The sequence below is a fragment of the Sphingomonas sp. genome, from assembly GCF_004799495.1.
Lineage (GTDB): Bacteria > Pseudomonadota > Alphaproteobacteria > Sphingomonadales > Sphingomonadaceae > Sphingomonas.
On record NZ_SSMY01000013.1, the window covers coordinates 25,096 to 41,498 of the forward strand.

Sequence of the window (16,403 nt, forward strand, 5' to 3'; positions counted from 1 at the left end):
CCGCCCGCCGTCATCCAGCATGATATTCCTGGCCGGTTTGATCGCGCTGTCGGTCGGGGCGGCGATCGTGTCGGGTATGGTCCTCTACACCGAAACCAGCCGCAAGACGGAGACGCAGGCCGATGCGATCACGCGCGGTGACTGGCGCGCGGGCAAGCAGGTCGTGACGCGGTACAATTGCGGTAGCTGCCACAAGATCAGCGGGATCGATGGCGCCAGCGGGATGGTCGGGCCCGATCTGGCGGATATCGGCAAGCGCGTGACGATCGCCGGCAGCCTGCCCAACGATCCCGAGACGATGGTGCGCTGGCTGATGCACCCGCAACAGCTTCACCCCGGGAGCGGCATGCCGGAAATGGGCCTGACCGAAAAGGAAGCGCGCGATGCCGCAGCGTTCCTGTACGCGAAACAGTGAGCGCTACGCCTTGGCCTCGTCGGCGGCGGGGCGTGGCGCTCCAGAAGCGGCAGGCCATCTCGCGACCGTAATCATTTGCCGCGATCGGCAATGATCCGTTCTTTTTCGACACGCCTCACTTGAGCCCAAGGCAGACGCTTGCCCCGCCCCTTGCCGGTAAACCGTTCCAGCAGGGTACCGCGGCCAAAATAGAGCGCATCCACGACCCCGTCCGCCACGCGGATTTCGTGAACAACGCCGAGTTTTTGTCCGGAGATGTCGTAGATGGGTTTGCGGTAGAGATCCGATGCGTTGATCATAATGCTCCTCGGCGCGGGACATACGAACGGGCTCTATCCTCGGCCGTGGTCAGCCCGAGACTTCGCCCCGAAGCCCGGAGCTTGACGACGCTGGTGACGCTTTCGACCTGCGCCCAGGGAACGCGCACCGCGCGTTCGCCCGCGAGCGCTATGACGATCTTGTATATCCAGGCGGAAAGGCGCGAGCGTAGCGCACCGGGGCCGACGACAAGGTTAGCGATCGCAAGCCGCTTACCCGGCTCGCCATCGAACTCGATCTCGTCGACGATGCCGCATTTCACGCCATCGGCATCGACGATTTGAAGATCGCGAAGCCCGCTGAGGAGCTTGAGCGAGCCGCTGGCCTTCACAGCTGACCTCCCTTGGTGAGAAGAAACAGGGGAAGCGCGGCAATCGCGGCGATCACGATGATGCAATAATATGCCCACCCCAGCGTTTTCGCGATCGATCCGTTGGAATGCTCGCGCATGTAGGCCTTGTCGCTGGCGAGCAACAGCAGCGGCAGGTACGTCATCGGCAGCACCAGGATGGAAAACAGGACGGCGTATTCGACGAGTTCGATCGGATCGATGCCCGTCAGGACGATCAGGAGCGACAAGAGGAACACGGCGATCCACGCGATCGTGAAGCGCGGCGCGGCCCACGGCTTTTCGTACCGTCCCCATTCCCACCCGAAGAACTGGGCAAGACTGTAAGCGTTCGAAAGACAGGTTTCCACGGCGGCGCCCCCGATCGCGAACAACATGCCGAGCAATGCCAGCAACAGTCCTGTCTGACCGAAGGGTATCGCCGCTTCCATGGCGACGGTCCCCGGCATCCGAGGGTCGATGTGGAGCGGGCCGAAGAGTTGCGCCGAATTGGCCAATAGCGAAATCGCGAGCAGCGACCCGAGCGCCATACCGACGATCGTGGTCAATCGATTGATGCCGAGGTCCTTCGGTCCCCATTTCTCCTCGATCCCACCCGAGGAATAGAAATAGGTTTCGTAGGGAAACATGACCGCGCTGACGATGGCGACGGCGAAATAGGCGAAGGCCAACGTATCGCGGGCGCTCATGCGTTGGGGGATTTGCGGAATCGCGCCGCGGGCGACATCCGCCCAGGTCGGATGGATTGCCACCAACGCGGCCGCGAAGACGAGCATGAACAGGCCGAGAAGTCCGTATGTCCGCTCGATCCACTTGAAAGGCAAGACCCAGACGGACGCGATGAGCACGGCCGTCGCGATCACGGCCAGTGGCGCGTAGCCGATCCCCGTCAACAGATGGAGGACCAAGGCGATCCCGCCAATTTCCGCGGCGCAGGTGATGAGGTTGCTCAACAGCGAGGCGAGCAGCGTGAAGAGGCCAGTCCGCAGACCAAGCCGATGCCTCATCAGATTGAATACGGGTTGCTTTGCGATGGCCGCGACCCTGCCGCTCATTTCCGCGAACACCATGATGCCGATCGTCGAGAATACGAATACCCAGATCAGGGCATATCCAAATCGCGATCCGGCTTGAGCGGCAAAAACAAGCTCGCTGATGTCGACGAAACCGCCGACCGCAGTCATGATGCCGAGGGTGAGCTCAACGATCTTCAAGTTGATGTTCTAACCGGATTAGGGTGGCTACGTCCTTTCGGAGCGGGCCCGGTTCGGAACGCCGCAACACCCCTGCCACCGCTGTCGCAGCAGGGGAGTGCGGATCGGCGAAGGCATGCAGCGTGGTGGTCAGCTGCGTTCGCGCTTCGCGCTGCATCAGCGCGGCGTACCGCTTCGAAACGAGGCCCGCGGCGACGCTTCGATCGATCAGATCCCACTCCGCGACAACCGAGCGCGCGGCCTTGATGTTCGCCAGGTCTTCTGGTCTGTCGGCAGGAACAGTGCCGCTCGACAGCAGTGCAGATGCTAAAAGCGCGGCGGTTCGCATAGGCCCCATTTGCAATGCGGCCTAACGCTGGCCGAGCTGCCGGGTTCCCGTCTGAAATCGTGGCCTCGCTCGTGACCATTCCACTGCCAACGCGGACGAGTGCCGCACAAACGATCAAGCGCCGATACTGCGCCCCTCGATCATCTCGACGATCTTGTTCGCCAATTCCGTCATGACGAAAGGCTTGGTGATCACGGCCGTCCCCGCGTCCAGCTGACCATTCCCCACCGCTGCGTTCTCCGCGAAGCCGGTGACGAACAACACCTTCAGCGCTGGTCGGCTCAGCCTGGCCGCGTCCGCGACCTGACGGCCGTTCATGCCGCCGGGCAGCCCGACGTCGGTGATGAGGAGATCGACCCGCGCGTCCGACTGAAGCAGTTTCAGGCCGGACGGGCCGTCTTCGGCCTCAAGCGCAACGTAGCCGGCCTCCCGAAGCACCTCGACGATCAGCATCCGCACGGTCGGCTCGTCATCGATCACCAGGACTGTCTCGCCCGCACCCATCTCGGTAACGCCCCGCTTTGCTGGTCAGGCCGTGGAACTGCAGACCGGATGGCGGTGCTGTCAGTCTAAAGTGAACTCGTCTCTCCACGATGGAGCTCGCTCTTTGAGAGCGGTTGCCTAGCTCGCGGCCATTTGCACTCGGCCAGTGCAGCCGAGCGGCGTTCCTTGTCGATGCCGCGTTCGAACAGCAGATCCTCGACGTTTCGCAGCGACAGCGGGAACCGGACGTACATCATCACCACCAGGCGGATCATCTCAGGCGATGAGTTGAAATAGCGAAATGGGCTTGCTGGCTTACGAGGGCGAGGCATTCCCGCGCGCTATCGCTGAGTTCCTAAGGAGCGGTGCATTTGGTCTGACAGACATCGTGGCCTATGGCGCGGGCGAGCTTCCGCCACTCTGCTCAATCCGATTAGCACGCTCCCAAAGGATCAGGCGAACTTACGACTTTGAGTCCATTGCGCAGTCGGGTCGATAGGATCAGCAACGTTCAGCAGCATAACAAGAAGTCCGGCATCAGCGACAGATCTCCAGAAACCCCGCCGCCATGAACGACGCCATGCGTTCCTTGACCGCGCCGAAATCTTCCGACCGGCAAATCCCGCCCGACAATTTGTCGATCCGCCCGGTGCGCGCGAGCGTCAGCATCAGCGCGCCGGTGACGAAGTGATAGCCCCAGAAGATGTCTGCCTCGCGCGCATCGGGCAGCGCCCTTTTGAGCAAGCCGATCAGCCGCAACACGACGGGGTCGAAATGCTGATCCATCATTTCGGCGCCCCAGGCTGGAGTGTTGGCGACTTGCGCGCCGAGCGCGGCGTAGTTTCGCCAGCCATCGCCGCCGGTGATGTAGAGATCGAGGTCAGTGTCGAGAAACGCGCGTAAGGCCCCCTCGACGGTCGGCTTGCCGTTCGACGCCTTCTCATAATCGTCGAGCGCCTTCATCCGCCGTTCGTTGGTCACCGCGGCGCGGCGCGTGAACACCGCGTCGAACAGCGCCTTCTTGTCCGCGAAATAGTAATTGAGCAACGTATGATGGACGCCGACGCGCTTGGCGACTTCCTTCAGCGTGACGCCGTACAGCCCGTGTTGCGAAAACAGTTCCTCGGCGGTGTCGAGAATCTGCTCTATCGTTTCGGCGCGTTGTTCGGCTTTACGCGATTTTACTGGCTTGGTCACGCCTGCGTCTTCCGGCTTGAGTGGCCGAGCGTCAAGCCAGTACCGTGGCTCCAAAGACATTCACACTCGTGAGAGTGTCAATTGACAGCTTCGCGTTTTTACCCGCATTGTCCGGCTCGGCGATGTCGAAAAATCGACGCTGGGAGGATGCATGCAGAGCTTGGCGGCTAACGGGTCGAATGTGCCGCGCGGCGCTGGAATGCGCGGCGGCGTGGTGCTGGTCGCGCTGACCTTCGTCTACGTCCTGAATTTCCTCGACCGTCAGTTGCTGGGTATTCTCGCCAAACCGATCCAGGACTCGCTTCACATTACCGACGGCCAGCTCGGGCTGATCGGCGGGCTGTATTTCGCGTTCTTCTATTGCTTCATCGCGATCCCGGTCGGCTGGTTCGCCGACCGCACCAACCGCGTGACGGTGGTATCGCTGGCTTGCGCGATCTGGAGCGGGGCGACGGTCGCGTGCGGGCTGGCGGTGACCTATCCGCAGCTCGTCGTCGCGCGCATGACCGTGGGCTTCGGCGAGGCGGGGGGCGTGCCGCCGTCCTATGCGATCATTACCGACAGCTTTCCGCCGGGCACGCGCGGGACCGCGCTCAGCATCTATAATTGCGGGCCGCCGATTGGCGCGGCGATCGGCATCGCGTTCGGCGCCGCGATCGCGGCGAGGTTCGACTGGCGCGACGCGTTCATCGCGATCGGCGCGGTGGGCATCGTGACGGCGATCCTCGTGCGAGTGGTGCTGCGCGAGCCGGCGCGCGGCGCGCTCGACGCGGCCGCTGGCGCACCGCCGGTGGAGAAGGCTGAATTCTGGCCGACGGTCGGCGCGTTCATCACCAACCCCGTGCTGCTGCTCGCCGCGCTCGGCAGCGGCGCGACGCAGTTCGTGACCTATGGCCTCGGCAATTTCGCGGTGCTGTTCCTGATTCGCGAAAAGCATATGACGCTCAATCAGATCTCGGTCTGGTACGCGATCGTCGCGGCGGTCGGGATGGGCGGCGGGATGCTGATCTCGGGGCGCGTGATCGACCATTTCGTCAAGCGTTCGCGCCAAGTCTATGCGATCGGTCCGGCGCTGTCGCTCGCACTCGCGCTGCCGTTCTACCTCGCCTTCGTCTGGGCGCCGGCCTGGCCGCTGGCGCTTGCGCTGCTCACCATCGTAATGCTGCTCAACTACTTTTATCTCTCGGCTTCGGTCGCGCTGGTGCAGGAGGAAGTGCAGCCGAACCGGCGCGTGCTGTCGGGGGCGCTGCTGCTGCTGGTGATGAACTTCATCGGACTCGGGCTCGGTCCGACCTATGTGGGGGCGGCGAGCGACTGGTTTGCCGCGCACGGATCGGCGCATTCGCTCCAGGTCGCGCTCTATACGCTCGCGCCGGCCTACCCGGTCGCCATTCTCCTGTTCCTCTGGCTCGCCCGCGTGCTGCGCCGGGATGACCCCTCAGCCGCAAAGGGTTTCGCATGATGCTCCGCCACCTCACCGCCATCGCCGGTCTGATGCTCGCGCTGCCGCTGGCAGCGCAACCGGCCGATCCCGGGCCGGTCGTCGCGGCGCCGTCCGGCTCGGTAAAGGGGACGACCGACGGAGGCGTCCGCATGTTCAAGGGCATTCCCTACGCGCAGCCGCCGGTCGGCGGATTGCGCTGGCGCCCGCCGGTTGCGCTGCCGAAATGGCTTGGCGTGCGCACGGCCAGCGATTTCGGCTCGGCCTGCGTCCAGCCGCAGAGCAAGACGCCCACCTCGGTCTATTCGCCCGCATCTCCGATGCCGGTCAGCGAGGATTGCCTGACGCTCAACATCTGGACCCCCGCCAACGCGAAGAATGCGCCGGTGTTCGTATGGATCCACGGCGGCGCGCTGGTCGGCGGGTCGAGCCGCGAGCCGATCTACGACGGCAAGCGGCTCGCCGATCGCGGCATCATCGTCGTGTCGATCAACTATCGTCTCGGCGTGCTCGGCTGGCTCGCGCATCCCGGGCTGAGCGCCGAATCGAAGGCGCACGTTTCGGGCAATTACGGCCTGCTCGACCAGATCGCGGCGCTGCAATGGATACGCGCCAATATCGGCGCATTTGGCGGCAATCCCGGCAACGTCACGATCGCCGGTGAATCCGCGGGCGCGCTCAGCGTCATGTACCTGATGGAATCGCCGCTCGCGCGCGGTCTCTATGCCAAGGCGATCGCGCAGAGCGGGTACATGGTTTCGATGGCCGAACTCAAGAAGAGCGTGTTCGGCGCGCCGTCGGGCGAGGCGCTGGGCCAGATGGTCGCGGGTGGTCTCCAGGCGCCCGATGTCGCCACGCTGCGCGGGATGGATGCGCAGACGATCACCGACAGCGCGGCCAAGCTGGGGTTCGCGCCGTTCGGCAATGTCGACGGCCTCGTGCTCCCGCAACAGATGACGACCGCGTTCGATCAGGGGAAGCAGGCGCCGGTGCCGCTGCTCGTCGGGTTCAACCAGGGCGAGATCCGCTCGCTGATGATCCTGGCGCCCAAGCCGCCGGCCAGCGCGGCGGATTATGAGAAGGCGATCCGCGACCGCTACGGCGACCTCGCCGACGAGTTCCTGCGGCTCTATCCCTCGGCCGATTACAAGCAGAGCATCCTGGCTACGACACGCGACGCGCTGTACGGCTGGACCGCCGAGCGCATGGCGAGGAAGCAAACCGCGATCGGCCAGCCGGCGTTCCTCTATATGTTCGATCACGGCTATCCCGCGATGGACGACGCGGGGCTGCACGCGTTCCACGCCAGCGAATTGCCGTTCGTGTTCGGGACCTACGACCGCACGCCGCCGCTCTGGCCGAAGGTGCCCGACGCGGCGTCCGAACGCGCCCTGTCCGATGCGATGCTCGATTATTGGGCGAGCTTTGCGCGCGATGGCCGCCCGTCGTCCGCCAATGCCGCGGCCTGGCCTGCCTATGGATCGGCGCAGGCGTACATGCACTTCGCGGCGACGCCCGTCGCGGAGGCCAGGCTGATGCCGGGCATGTTCGTGCTCAACGAAGCGGCGATGTGCCGAAAGGCGTCTGCCGGCGCTGGCTGGAACTGGAACGTCGGGCTAGCCTCGCCGAAGCTGCCGTCCCGGTCCGCCGCCTGCCCCTGATCGGTCAGCCGACCCGCGCCGAGGCGATCGTACCAGCGGCGTAATCGGCGCGCAGCCGCATCTTGTCGATCTTGCCCGACGCGGCGAGCGGCATTGTACGCACGCGCGCGACGCGATCGGGGATCCACCACGCCGCGACCTTGCCGCGCAACAGCTCGATCAGCGCGCGCGGGTCGCCCACCTCGCTCTCGGTCTCGACGATCAGCACCGGGCGTTCGCCCCATTTGTCATCGTGACGCCCGATCACCGCGACGTGGCGGACGTCGGGATGGCGACCGACGATCGTCTCGATCTCGTTGGGATTGATCCATTCGCCGCCCGACTTGATCAAATCCTTGGCGCGGCCGCGGATCGTGAGGTTGCCGTCGGCGTCGATCGTCGCGAGGTCGCCGGTGTCGAAATAGCCTTCCTCATCGAGCGCGTCCTCGTCCGCCTTGAAATAGCGGTCGATCACGCTCGCGCCCTTGACCTTGAGATGCCCGAGCGTGCCGATCTGCGACGGCAGCGTGACCCCTTCGGCATCGGTGAGTTTGAGATCGACCCCCATCGACGGGCGGCCCGACGACCCGCCGGGCTTGGCCGGCCTGTACGGTGGCGCGATCGTGCCGACCGGCGACAGTTCGGTCATCCCCCAGCTGGTCTGGACGTGCGCGCCGAGCCGATCCTCCATCCTGCGGATCAGCGAATCGGGACAGGGCGACCCGCCGATCACGATCCGCTGAAGCGCGGGCAAATCGCCGCCGGTCGCGTCGAGATGGTCGACGACGCCCAGCCACACCGTCTGGACACCGACCGCGACCGTCACGCCTTCGTCGCGCATCGAGTTCGCCAGGCTCGCGCCGTCGAGCGCGCGCCCGGGCAGGACGAGCTTGGTCCCCGCCGCGGGGGCTGCGAAGGGCAGGCCCCAGCCATTGGCGTGGAACATCGGCACACCGAGCAACAGCACGTCGTCGGCGGTCAGGCCGAGCGCATCGGCCTGAAGCGCGCGCAGCGTGTGGAGGTAGTTGGAGCGGTGCGTGTAGACGACGCCCTTCGGGCTGCCCGTCGTCCCCGACGTGTAGCAGAGGCCGGCGGGCGCGTTTTCGTCGAAATCTCCCCAAGCGGTGGGGGCGCCATGTTGCTCGAGCAAGGCGTCATATTGCCAAGTCGGCACGGTGCCGACCGGGCCCGCCGCGCCGTCGATGACGATCACCTGTTCGACCGCGCGGCACAGCGGCGCGACTTGGCGCCACAATGGCAACAGGTCGGCCGAAACCACCAGCACGCGGTCTTCCGCCTCGTCGATCATCGCGGCGAGATGTGCGGGGGTCAGCCGCGGGTTGAGCGTGAGGCACACCAGCCCCACGCCCATCGCGGCATAATAGACTTCGAAATGCCGCTGCGTGTTCCAGGCGAGCGTGCCGATCCGGTCGCCCGGTCGGAGGCCCAGTGCGATCAGCGCGCCGGACATCCGGTTGCTGCGCTCGCGCAGCGCCGCATAGCCGATCCGCGCCACGCTCTGCTCGCCCGCCTCCACGACCTCGCGGTCGCGAAACCATTTCGCGGCATGGTCCAGGAACTTGTCGACGGTCAGGCCGTACGCTTGCATGACGATGGACTCTTTGGATCAGGGCAAAAATCGGCTGGCCGCCGGCCTTTCGGGCGGTGGCGGCCAGCCAGGAGAGAGGTCAGAAGACCTTGAGCACCTTGATCCCGTACTGACGCGGCGCGCCGGCGAAATAGAGCCCGCTGTTGAGCGCCGCGACATAGTGCTGATCGGTCAGGTTGGTCCCGTAGGCCGTGATCGTCAGCGTCTTGTGCGTCCAGGCGAGCTGCGCGTTTAGGATTTTGCGCGCATCGAGCAAGTCGCCGCGAGAGACGTTCTGGAACAACGTCGCCCACTGGCTGCCGACGTATCCGAAGTTGGCGCGCGGCGTGATCGTGTCGCCATTGCCCATCTTGAAATCATATTCGGCGCTGACGTTGAACGTCACGTTGGGCGCATAGGTCTGGCGACGGCCTAGCAGGTTGATGCAGTTCGTCGCCGCCGCGTTTCCGCCGGTCAGCGGGTCGCACGCACCGGTCGCCGCGATGCGTGGATCGCTGGCGTAGAACTGCCCCAGCTCGCTGTGCAGCACGTTGAGGCCAGTGCCGAACTTGAACCCGCCCAGGCTGACGTCCATCTCGGCCTCGAACCCGTAGATCTTGGTCGAATGCGGCACGTTCAACTCGATCCCGAAGGTCGGGAAGGTCGGATAGCCGATGATGACCTGGAAATCGCGATAGTCGTTGTAGAAGCCTGTCACCGTCGTGCGGACATGGCCGCCTGCCCAGTTCGCCTTCCATCCCGCCTCGTATGAGGTGATCTTTTCGGGTTTGAACGGCGCCGGGTTGCCGAGCCCGACCGGCACGTTGAGCCCGCCGGGACGGAAGCCGGTCGCGACGAAGCCGTAGAGATACTGGTCGTTGCTCAGCTTCCAGCCGAGCGACGCCTTGTACGAGAAATTGTCCGACTTGACCGTCTGCGTCTGGCTGATCAGCGCGCCGTACTGCTGGACGTTGACGTAGTTGGTCGACCGGCTGGCCGTGTAGCGGCCACCCAGCTCGAGCTTCAGGTTCGGCGTGATCTGGAACCCGACTTGCCCGAACGCCGCGAGGTTGCGCTCCGGATTGCGCCCGTACAGCTGATAGAGACAGGCGTTGACCGTCGTCACCGGATAGCAAACGTTGATCGTGAAATTACTGAACGGCGCCGGGAACTTGTAGGTGTTCCACATTCCGAACGCGCCCAGCAGCCAGGTGAACCGCTTGTTATCGGGCGAGATGATGTTGAATTCCTGGCTGAACTGCCGCTCGTTGACGGTGTCGTAGAAACTCCAGTTCTTAGTCGTGCCGGCAGGCAGGGCCGCCGTGATCGTCGTGGGATCGCCGTAGTTCGAGCCGTAACCGTCGAGGTCGGCGCGGTACATCGTATTACCGGTCTGGTATCCGGTGACCGAACGGAACTTCACGCCGCCATTGGTGTCGTATTCGAGCTTGAGCACCGAGCGGATGAACTTGTCGCGCGCATCCTGCGGCGCGTTCAATTCGATATTGTAGAGGTCGCGGCGGTAGGTCGGGTAAAGACTGCTATGCTGCCAGAACGGCGACGCGGGATAAGCGCCCGAATCGAGGTAATCGAGATCGGTTTTCCATAGCGCCGAGAAATTGTTGCTCGGCTTCCACAGCAAGCTCACGCGCCCCGCGAGATAGCCCATTTTCCCGCTATCGTACGGATAGGCCGTGCCGCCCGGTCCCTTGACATGGAAGAAGCTGTCGCGGCGGTCGAAGAACCCTGCGAGGCGCACCGCCAGCGTGTTGCTGATCGGGATGTTGATCCCGCCCTGGAAGCCGAAATCGTTGTAATTGCCGTAATTGGCGTTGGCATAGCCGTGGATGCCGCCGTTGATGATCGGGTCGTTGGTGTTGACGAACACCGCGCCGCCCGTCGCGTTCTGGCCGACGATCGTTCCTTGCGGGCCGCGCAGCACCTGGATGTTCGCGATGTCGTAATAGGGCTCCATCTGGAAATAGCCCGGGAAGGTCGGCACGCCGTCGCGATAGGTAATAACGCCCGTCGTCGTCTGCGTATTGTGCTCGGCCTTGCCGATCCCGCGGACGTTAAAATCATTCCCCTGGCCGAAATTGTTGACCACCACCGACGGCATCGCGAACTGCAGCGCGTCGACATTGGTGACGCCCTTGTTCGACAGATCGTTCCCGGTCAGCACCGACGCCGAGACCGGTGTGGTCATCAGGTTTTCGGAACGGCGCTGCGCCGTGATCACGATGTCCGGACCGGCACCGGCGTCATCGGAGGTCGCCGCAGTGTCGCTCGCCGGGGGCGTAGTCTGCGCCATCGCTGGACTGCACCAACCCACCGCGAGCACCGATGCGCTCAGCAAAACGGCCAGATTCTTCATAACCCCTCCCACGACTACATAACGCTCTGCGGCGCCGATTGGGGGAATGTGCCGCAATGGACGACAAACTTCAACGCTAATTCTCACAAGAGTGAATGAAAGGCGTCGGGCGGAGCTACCAAGGCGAGTCAGCTCCGTGCGGCTGCGACCTGCCACGCCCAGGATCAGCACAGCCACCCGACCGGCGAAGCCGAACGCGGCGACGATAATCACGGCCCCGATCACCGCGGCGACCAGAAGTGAATTTGCGAGAGAGCGTCGATCGTTCACAGCAATCGACTAGCTGTACCCAAGCTCGAAATTATCGGCATAGCCGGTTATCAGCGCCACACGAGTTGTAGGCGCCCGGACGCTCGCCTCTCGCAATCGTCGATCCCCGGCATGGCGAGGCCGTTGAGCTGATCGACCATGACGTTGATCGTGTTCTTCAGCTCGAATCGGCGCAGCCGGGCGGTTCCTTTCTATCCGCCCGCCTGGGACGCACCGTGCGGCTCCGACAGACCTGAGGCGCGAGAGCTAGACTTGGCACCGGCCATTGAGCTACGCCCTTAATTCGGCCGTTTAGCGTTGATGGCCGCTCGCCCAAGAGCTGTCGTTCCACGATCGGTCCCGGAACGCCCCTTTTTTAGCGAGAAGCAGACGCTAATACGTGCGCGCATCGATCCGATCGCTGCAGAACTCCGATCAGTCGTACGAGCTCACGTGTAACCTTTTGAAACGTCTCGTTCCATTGCACACGCCTCAGCGGCAGCTCCTTATTCGACGAAAGATAGGGTTCCCCCACGGACTTGCATGATGATATGGGGCGCGGGTCGGTTGGCGCGGGGGCGCCGGCCGCTGAGGGGGGATCTATATGGCTACAGTTGCCGGAAGGGGCTTCTCGCGACCGCATGAGTCGGACAATCTGTCCGGGACGGCGCGAGCGCATTCGATCGATCGCTGGATCTTTGTGGGGATGGCGGTCTGGTTCATCCTGATCGTCCTCGTTGGTTTCGTGCCGGATTCGATGATGAAGACTGCGATGGTGAAGGCCGGCGCGCGGGCGCCGTTCCCGGCAAGACTTCACATCCATGCGGTGCTGATGGGATCTTTCCTTCTGCTCTTGCTGGCCCAGACGTTGATGGTGGCCACGGATCGGTGCTCGCTTCACAAGCGAGTCGGCATCGCGGCGTTCGTGCTGGTGCCGGCGCTGGTGATCGCCGGACTGATCTTGGCTCCTACCATGTTCCACCAGGTCTGGGGCGGCGCCCATTTCGGGCCACCGGCGGCGCAAAAGGCACTGATGCCGATGGTGCCAGTAATCGAGAACATCTTGTTGCTGCAGATCAATGCCGGCGTGCTGTTTGCCGTATTCATCGGCGTTGCGCTTCGCGCGCGATCGACCTTGCCGGGCATGCACAAGAGAATGATGTTCTTGGCAACAGCCGTGCCGCTTGGTGCGGCAATCGATCGGATGTTGTGGCTGCCCTCGAGCATGCCAGCATCCCCTTGGGCGACAGACGTCTACATCCTGTTGGCGGTATCGCCTATGTTTGTGTGGGACCTCGTGCGCAATCAACGTGTGCACGAAGCGTACAAGGTGTGGCTGATGATCTACTTGCCCGCGGCGGCGTTGGTCGCGTTCGCTTGGGACAAACCGTGGTGGCATTCGACCGCGGAGCGGCTGATGGGGGTCTAGCGCGAGCAAGATCGATCGGAATGGTCGCCCGTCGTTGCCTCGGCCTGCTGTAACGGTCGAGCAGATGTCGGCTTTTTGAGAGACGAACTGCCCTTCCGCATCCCGCTAATTCGAGTGGCAGCAGCGCGCCCTAGTTCAAGCCGTTCGGTTCAGCGGGCCGCTCGCCCGAAAGCGGCCGTTCGAAAAGGCATCGCAGCATTTGCTGTGCGCGCCGGGTCAACCTGCGGCGCGCGCGAACTTCCCCGGCGGGCAGCGGCTGCGGACTTTGCTGGCGATACCAGCTGCCTGCGGGTTCTGCCGCTCGACGTCACCGATGAAGCGAGCATAGCGGCGCTGCTCGAAACCGCTGATCCGATCGACGTACTGGTGAACAATGCCGGCATCGGGGCGGTCGGGGCTTTCGAAGCGACGCCTATGTCGCTGGTACGCCAGCTGCTTGAGACCAACACGATCGGCACGATGGCGATGTGCCAGGCAGTAATTCCCCAGATGCGGGCGCGACGCTCGGGCATCATCGTCAATGTGACCTCGAGCGTCACACTCGGCGCTTTCCCGCTGGCTGCCGCCTACACCGCGAGCAAACAGGCGATCGAGGGCTTCACGGGCTCGCTTGCTCATGAGCTCGCCTATTCGATATCGCGGTGAAGCTCGTCGAGCCCGGCTACGCGCCGACCACAAACTTCGGCGCGAACGCCATCATTCCGTTCGATCAGCCGCTACCGGGCGAGTACGCCGATTTCGCCAAGCCAATCATGGAAGGCTTCGCTGCTCCGGCGCTGACCATTCGTGAGACCGACGTGGCTGAGGGTGTGTGGAACGCCGTGCAGGACACCAAAGGTCGGCTCCGCTTCCCGGCGGGGCCTGATGCCGTTGCACTCGCGGAAGCGCGCTGAAGACCGTTCCGTGCCGCCGACTATCCCCAGAAAAGCGCGTTTATAAGAACTCGACGATCAAACGATTGTTGTAATGTTGGATTTCGAGGTGCCCATTGCTTCCGAGGAGTCATCCACACGACTCGCGGGGGAATTGTTATGCTCACGAGATCAAGAGTTGCCATTGTTGCGGGTTCGGGCCTGGCCGCTTTGATCGCGCTCACGGGCGTGGCGGGTGGTTCCGAGACCCAGAACTATACCTATGACGCCAAGGGGCGCCTGGTGAAGGTGGAGCATTCGGGCAGCGTCAACAGCAACGTCGTCGCGAACTACACGTTCGATCACGCGGACAACCGAACCAACCTCAACGTGAGCGGGGCGCCCTGACCCTTTTTTCCGACTGCTTGCCATCTGCACGGAAAAACGGGGGTTTCATGTTCGCTCAGAAGATTTTGCGCGTCGCCTTGGCTTCCACGGCACTCGTCGGAAGTTGTTATGCGGTACCGGCCTCGGCCCAGCTAGCCGATCCCGCGCCCGTGCGGGAATCGATCGACGGCAACGGGATCGATCTGTTTCTCGGCACCTTCAACGTCAACGCGCCGGCGCTGACGATCGGGGCTTCGCAAGGGTTGAGCTATTACAAGCTTAGTCGCGGCGGCGGCTGGTTCGACAATCTCACCGGTTCTATGGACCTAACTGGCACCACGATGACCGTGATCTTGGGCGGGAAGACCGATACGTTCACGGTGTCGGGGAGCACGTATACGCCGACCGAGGGCAATGGCGCGACGCTGACCTATAACGGTACGACGCTGGTTTACACTTATACGACCAGTGACGGCACGGTCGCGCATTTTAACAAAAACCAAGCAACGCCATTTCCCTACCATGCGAGCGATGGGCGAGTTACCGACATCATCAGCCCGTCCGGCGAGAAGCTGACATTTACCTATTCGAGCCTGCACTACTGCTCACAAAAGACATCCAGCGGGCTCGCCTGCGCGCATTGGGCAGACGCCTATCGGGTTTCGACCGTCCGCAACTCCTACGGCTACCTGATGACGCTGGCGTACGACGATGAATATATGTGGGACCCGGACGATATCGACCTGCCCGATTTCAACGTGTGGGGGACTCCGCTTGGTGTCACCGCGTCCAACCTGGCGGCGTCGGGCGGAGCGACGCCTGGCCAGAGCTTCGCTGTGACCACGAGCGGCGGCGACACGTTGTTGACGGTAACCGACGCGATGAGCCGCGCGACGGTCTTCCGCAGCACCGCCGGCGTGCTGATGGGCGTCAAGCTGCCCGGAGCTCGAGCGAGGACGCGACCGTCACCTACAGTTCCGGCAAGGTGTCGTCGATCACCACGCCGATCGGCACGACGACGTACGCTTATAGCGATGCGAGCGGGGTGCGCACGGTGACGGTCACCAACCCGGCGTCGAAGGTCACGACCTATACGTTCGACATCCTGTCGGCACGGATGAAGTCGATGACCGACGCCACCAGCCGCACGACGAGCTGGGATTACGACACCAGCGGTCGCTTGACCAAGACGACGGCGCAGGAGGGCAATTACACGCAGCTGACGTACGACGCGCGCGGCAACGTGACGCAGACCGACACGGTCGACAAGGCGGGCACGTCGACGATCTCGACCTACGCGGGCTACGACTCGACCTGCTCCAACCCCGTCACGTGCAACCGGCCCAACACGACCACCGACGCGCTCGGCAACGTCACCGATTACACCTACGACGCGACCACCGGGAATGTACTGACCGTAACGGCGCCGGCACCGACGAGCGGCGCGACGCGGCCCAAGACGACCTATGGCTACACCTCGCTCCAGGCGTATTTCGATACGGGCAGCGGGATCGTCGCGTCGGGAGAGCCGGTCTATCGGCTGACCAGCACTTCGGTATGCCGCACCACGGCGAGCTGTTCGGGTACCTCCGACGAGACGGTAACCACCGTCGATTACGGCCCGCAGACCACGGGCACGGGCAACAACCTGCTGCCCGTCTCGACCACGACCAAGGCGGGCGACAATTCGCTGTCGGCGACGACGAGCGTGGCGTATGACTCGGTCGGCAACGTGACCAGCGTGGACGGTCCGATGAGCGGCAGCGACGACACGGTGACCTATCGCTACGACGGCGACCGCGAGCGCGTGGGGACGATCGCGCCCGATCCCGACGGGTCGGGGAGCCTCGCGCGCGCCGCGACCCGGACGACCTATAACGCGAAGGGCCAGGTGACCGAGACCGAGCTCGGCACGGTTGCCAGCACCAGCGATACCGACTGGGCGGCGTTCGCTTCCGCGCAACAGGTCACCGCGACGCTCGACGCGGCGGGACGGACGACGCGCAGCGTGCTGACCGCGGGCGGCACGACCTATGGCGTCACCGAATACAGCTACGACAGCGCCGGGCGCCCCGATTGCGTCGCGGTGCGGATGAACGCGAGCGCGTGGGGCACCGCGACCGCCGCGTGCACCGCGACC

The 16,403-nt window shown here is 63.8% G+C and carries 16 protein-coding genes and 2 pseudogenes; 9 read left to right on the plus strand and 9 right to left on the minus strand.

Annotated elements, in window-relative coordinates:
* The first annotated feature begins 19 nt into the window (after nucleotides 1-19).
* Nucleotides 20-415 (plus strand): c-type cytochrome, encoded by a 396-nt coding sequence (locus tag E7773_RS14760; protein ID WP_293992776.1) that lies wholly within the window; start codon nucleotides 20-22, stop codon nucleotides 413-415.
* Nucleotides 416-486: 71 nt separating this feature from the next.
* Here the strand turns inward: E7773_RS14760 and E7773_RS14765 are convergent, their stop codons facing one another.
* The 7 genes and pseudogenes from E7773_RS14765 to E7773_RS14795 all read right to left on the minus strand — a co-directional run bounded on the left by E7773_RS14765 (nucleotide 487) and on the right by E7773_RS14795 (nucleotide 4,304).
* Entirely contained in the window at nucleotides 487-714 is a 228-nt protein-coding gene (locus tag E7773_RS14765; RefSeq protein ID WP_293992777.1) for a PRC-barrel domain-containing protein, read from the minus strand.
* Entirely contained in the window at nucleotides 711-1,064 is a 354-nt protein-coding gene (locus tag E7773_RS14770; protein ID WP_293992778.1) for a PRC-barrel domain-containing protein, read from the minus strand. Before E7773_RS14770 ends, E7773_RS14765 begins: the two co-directional genes overlap by 4 nt.
* Nucleotides 1,061-2,296 carry a divalent metal cation transporter gene (locus E7773_RS14775; protein ID WP_293992779.1) on the minus strand — a complete coding sequence of 412 codons (1,236 nt, stop codon included), beginning with the start codon at nucleotides 2,294-2,296 and terminating at the stop codon, nucleotides 1,061-1,063. The genes E7773_RS14770 and E7773_RS14775 overlap by 4 nt, the downstream gene beginning before the upstream one ends.
* Nucleotides 2,283-2,624 carry a hypothetical protein gene (locus tag E7773_RS14780; RefSeq protein WP_293992781.1) on the minus strand — a complete coding sequence of 114 codons (342 nt, stop codon included), beginning with the start codon at nucleotides 2,622-2,624 and terminating at the stop codon, nucleotides 2,283-2,285. Before E7773_RS14780 ends, E7773_RS14775 begins: the two co-directional genes overlap by 14 nt.
* A 114-nt stretch (nucleotides 2,625-2,738) precedes the next feature.
* A pseudogene (locus E7773_RS14785) lies at nucleotides 2,739-3,122 on the minus strand (response regulator); the annotation flags it as partial.
* Nucleotides 3,123-3,193: 71 nt separating this feature from the next.
* Nucleotides 3,194-3,382, minus strand: a complete 189-nt coding sequence (locus E7773_RS14790; protein WP_293992783.1) for a hypothetical protein — start codon at nucleotides 3,380-3,382, stop codon at nucleotides 3,194-3,196.
* Nucleotides 3,383-3,644: 262 nt separating this feature from the next.
* Nucleotides 3,645-4,304, minus strand: coding sequence for a TetR/AcrR family transcriptional regulator (locus E7773_RS14795; protein WP_293992786.1), 660 nt, complete (start codon nucleotides 4,302-4,304; stop codon nucleotides 3,645-3,647).
* Nucleotides 4,305-4,455: 151 nt separating this feature from the next.
* Here E7773_RS14795 and E7773_RS14800 point away from each other — a divergent pair, with 151 nt between their 5' ends.
* Nucleotides 4,456-5,766: an MFS transporter gene (locus tag E7773_RS14800; protein WP_293992788.1), complete on the plus strand. Its 1,311-nt coding sequence runs from the start codon at nucleotides 4,456-4,458 to the stop codon at nucleotides 5,764-5,766.
* Nucleotides 5,763-7,406, plus strand: a complete 1,644-nt coding sequence (locus E7773_RS14805) for a carboxylesterase family protein (RefSeq protein WP_293992790.1) — start codon at nucleotides 5,763-5,765, stop codon at nucleotides 7,404-7,406. Before E7773_RS14800 ends, E7773_RS14805 begins: the two co-directional genes overlap by 4 nt.
* Before the next feature lie 4 nt (nucleotides 7,407-7,410).
* On the opposite strand, the gene E7773_RS14810 is transcribed toward E7773_RS14805, so the two are convergent.
* Both E7773_RS14810 and E7773_RS14815 read right to left on the minus strand, forming a co-directional pair.
* Nucleotides 7,411-8,994: an AMP-binding protein gene (locus tag E7773_RS14810; protein ID WP_293992793.1), complete on the minus strand. Its 1,584-nt coding sequence runs from the start codon at nucleotides 8,992-8,994 to the stop codon at nucleotides 7,411-7,413.
* A 79-nt stretch (nucleotides 8,995-9,073) separates the two neighbouring features.
* Complete coding sequence (locus tag E7773_RS14815; RefSeq protein WP_293992796.1) at nucleotides 9,074-11,347, minus strand: TonB-dependent receptor; 2,274 nt, start codon at nucleotides 11,345-11,347, stop codon at nucleotides 9,074-9,076.
* Nucleotides 11,348-12,302: 955 nt separating this feature from the next.
* Between E7773_RS14815 and E7773_RS14820 the strand changes: the two genes are divergently transcribed.
* The 6 genes and pseudogenes from E7773_RS14820 to E7773_RS14845 form a co-directional block, all read left to right on the plus strand.
* Nucleotides 12,303-13,025, plus strand: a complete 723-nt coding sequence (locus E7773_RS14820; RefSeq protein ID WP_293992798.1) for a hypothetical protein — start codon at nucleotides 12,303-12,305, stop codon at nucleotides 13,023-13,025.
* A 75-nt stretch (nucleotides 13,026-13,100) separates the two neighbouring features.
* Nucleotides 13,101-13,670 carry an SDR family NAD(P)-dependent oxidoreductase gene (locus tag E7773_RS14825; RefSeq protein ID WP_293992801.1) on the plus strand — a complete coding sequence of 190 codons (570 nt, stop codon included), beginning with the start codon at nucleotides 13,101-13,103 and terminating at the stop codon, nucleotides 13,668-13,670.
* Nucleotides 13,667-13,918 carry a hypothetical protein gene (locus tag E7773_RS14830; RefSeq protein WP_293992803.1) on the plus strand — a complete coding sequence of 84 codons (252 nt, stop codon included), beginning with the start codon at nucleotides 13,667-13,669 and terminating at the stop codon, nucleotides 13,916-13,918. Before E7773_RS14825 ends, E7773_RS14830 begins: the two co-directional genes overlap by 4 nt.
* Nucleotides 13,919-14,125: 207 nt before the next feature.
* Complete coding sequence (locus E7773_RS14835; RefSeq protein ID WP_293992806.1) at nucleotides 14,126-14,284, plus strand: hypothetical protein; 159 nt, start codon at nucleotides 14,126-14,128, stop codon at nucleotides 14,282-14,284.
* Nucleotides 14,285-14,331: 47 nt separating this feature from the next.
* A complete protein-coding gene (locus E7773_RS14840) occupies nucleotides 14,332-15,321 on the plus strand; it encodes a hypothetical protein (RefSeq protein ID WP_293992809.1) in 990 nt (329 codons plus the stop codon).
* A pseudogene (locus E7773_RS14845) lies at nucleotides 15,249-16,403 on the plus strand (hypothetical protein); the annotation flags it as partial. The gene E7773_RS14840 and the pseudogene E7773_RS14845, both read left to right, overlap by 73 nt.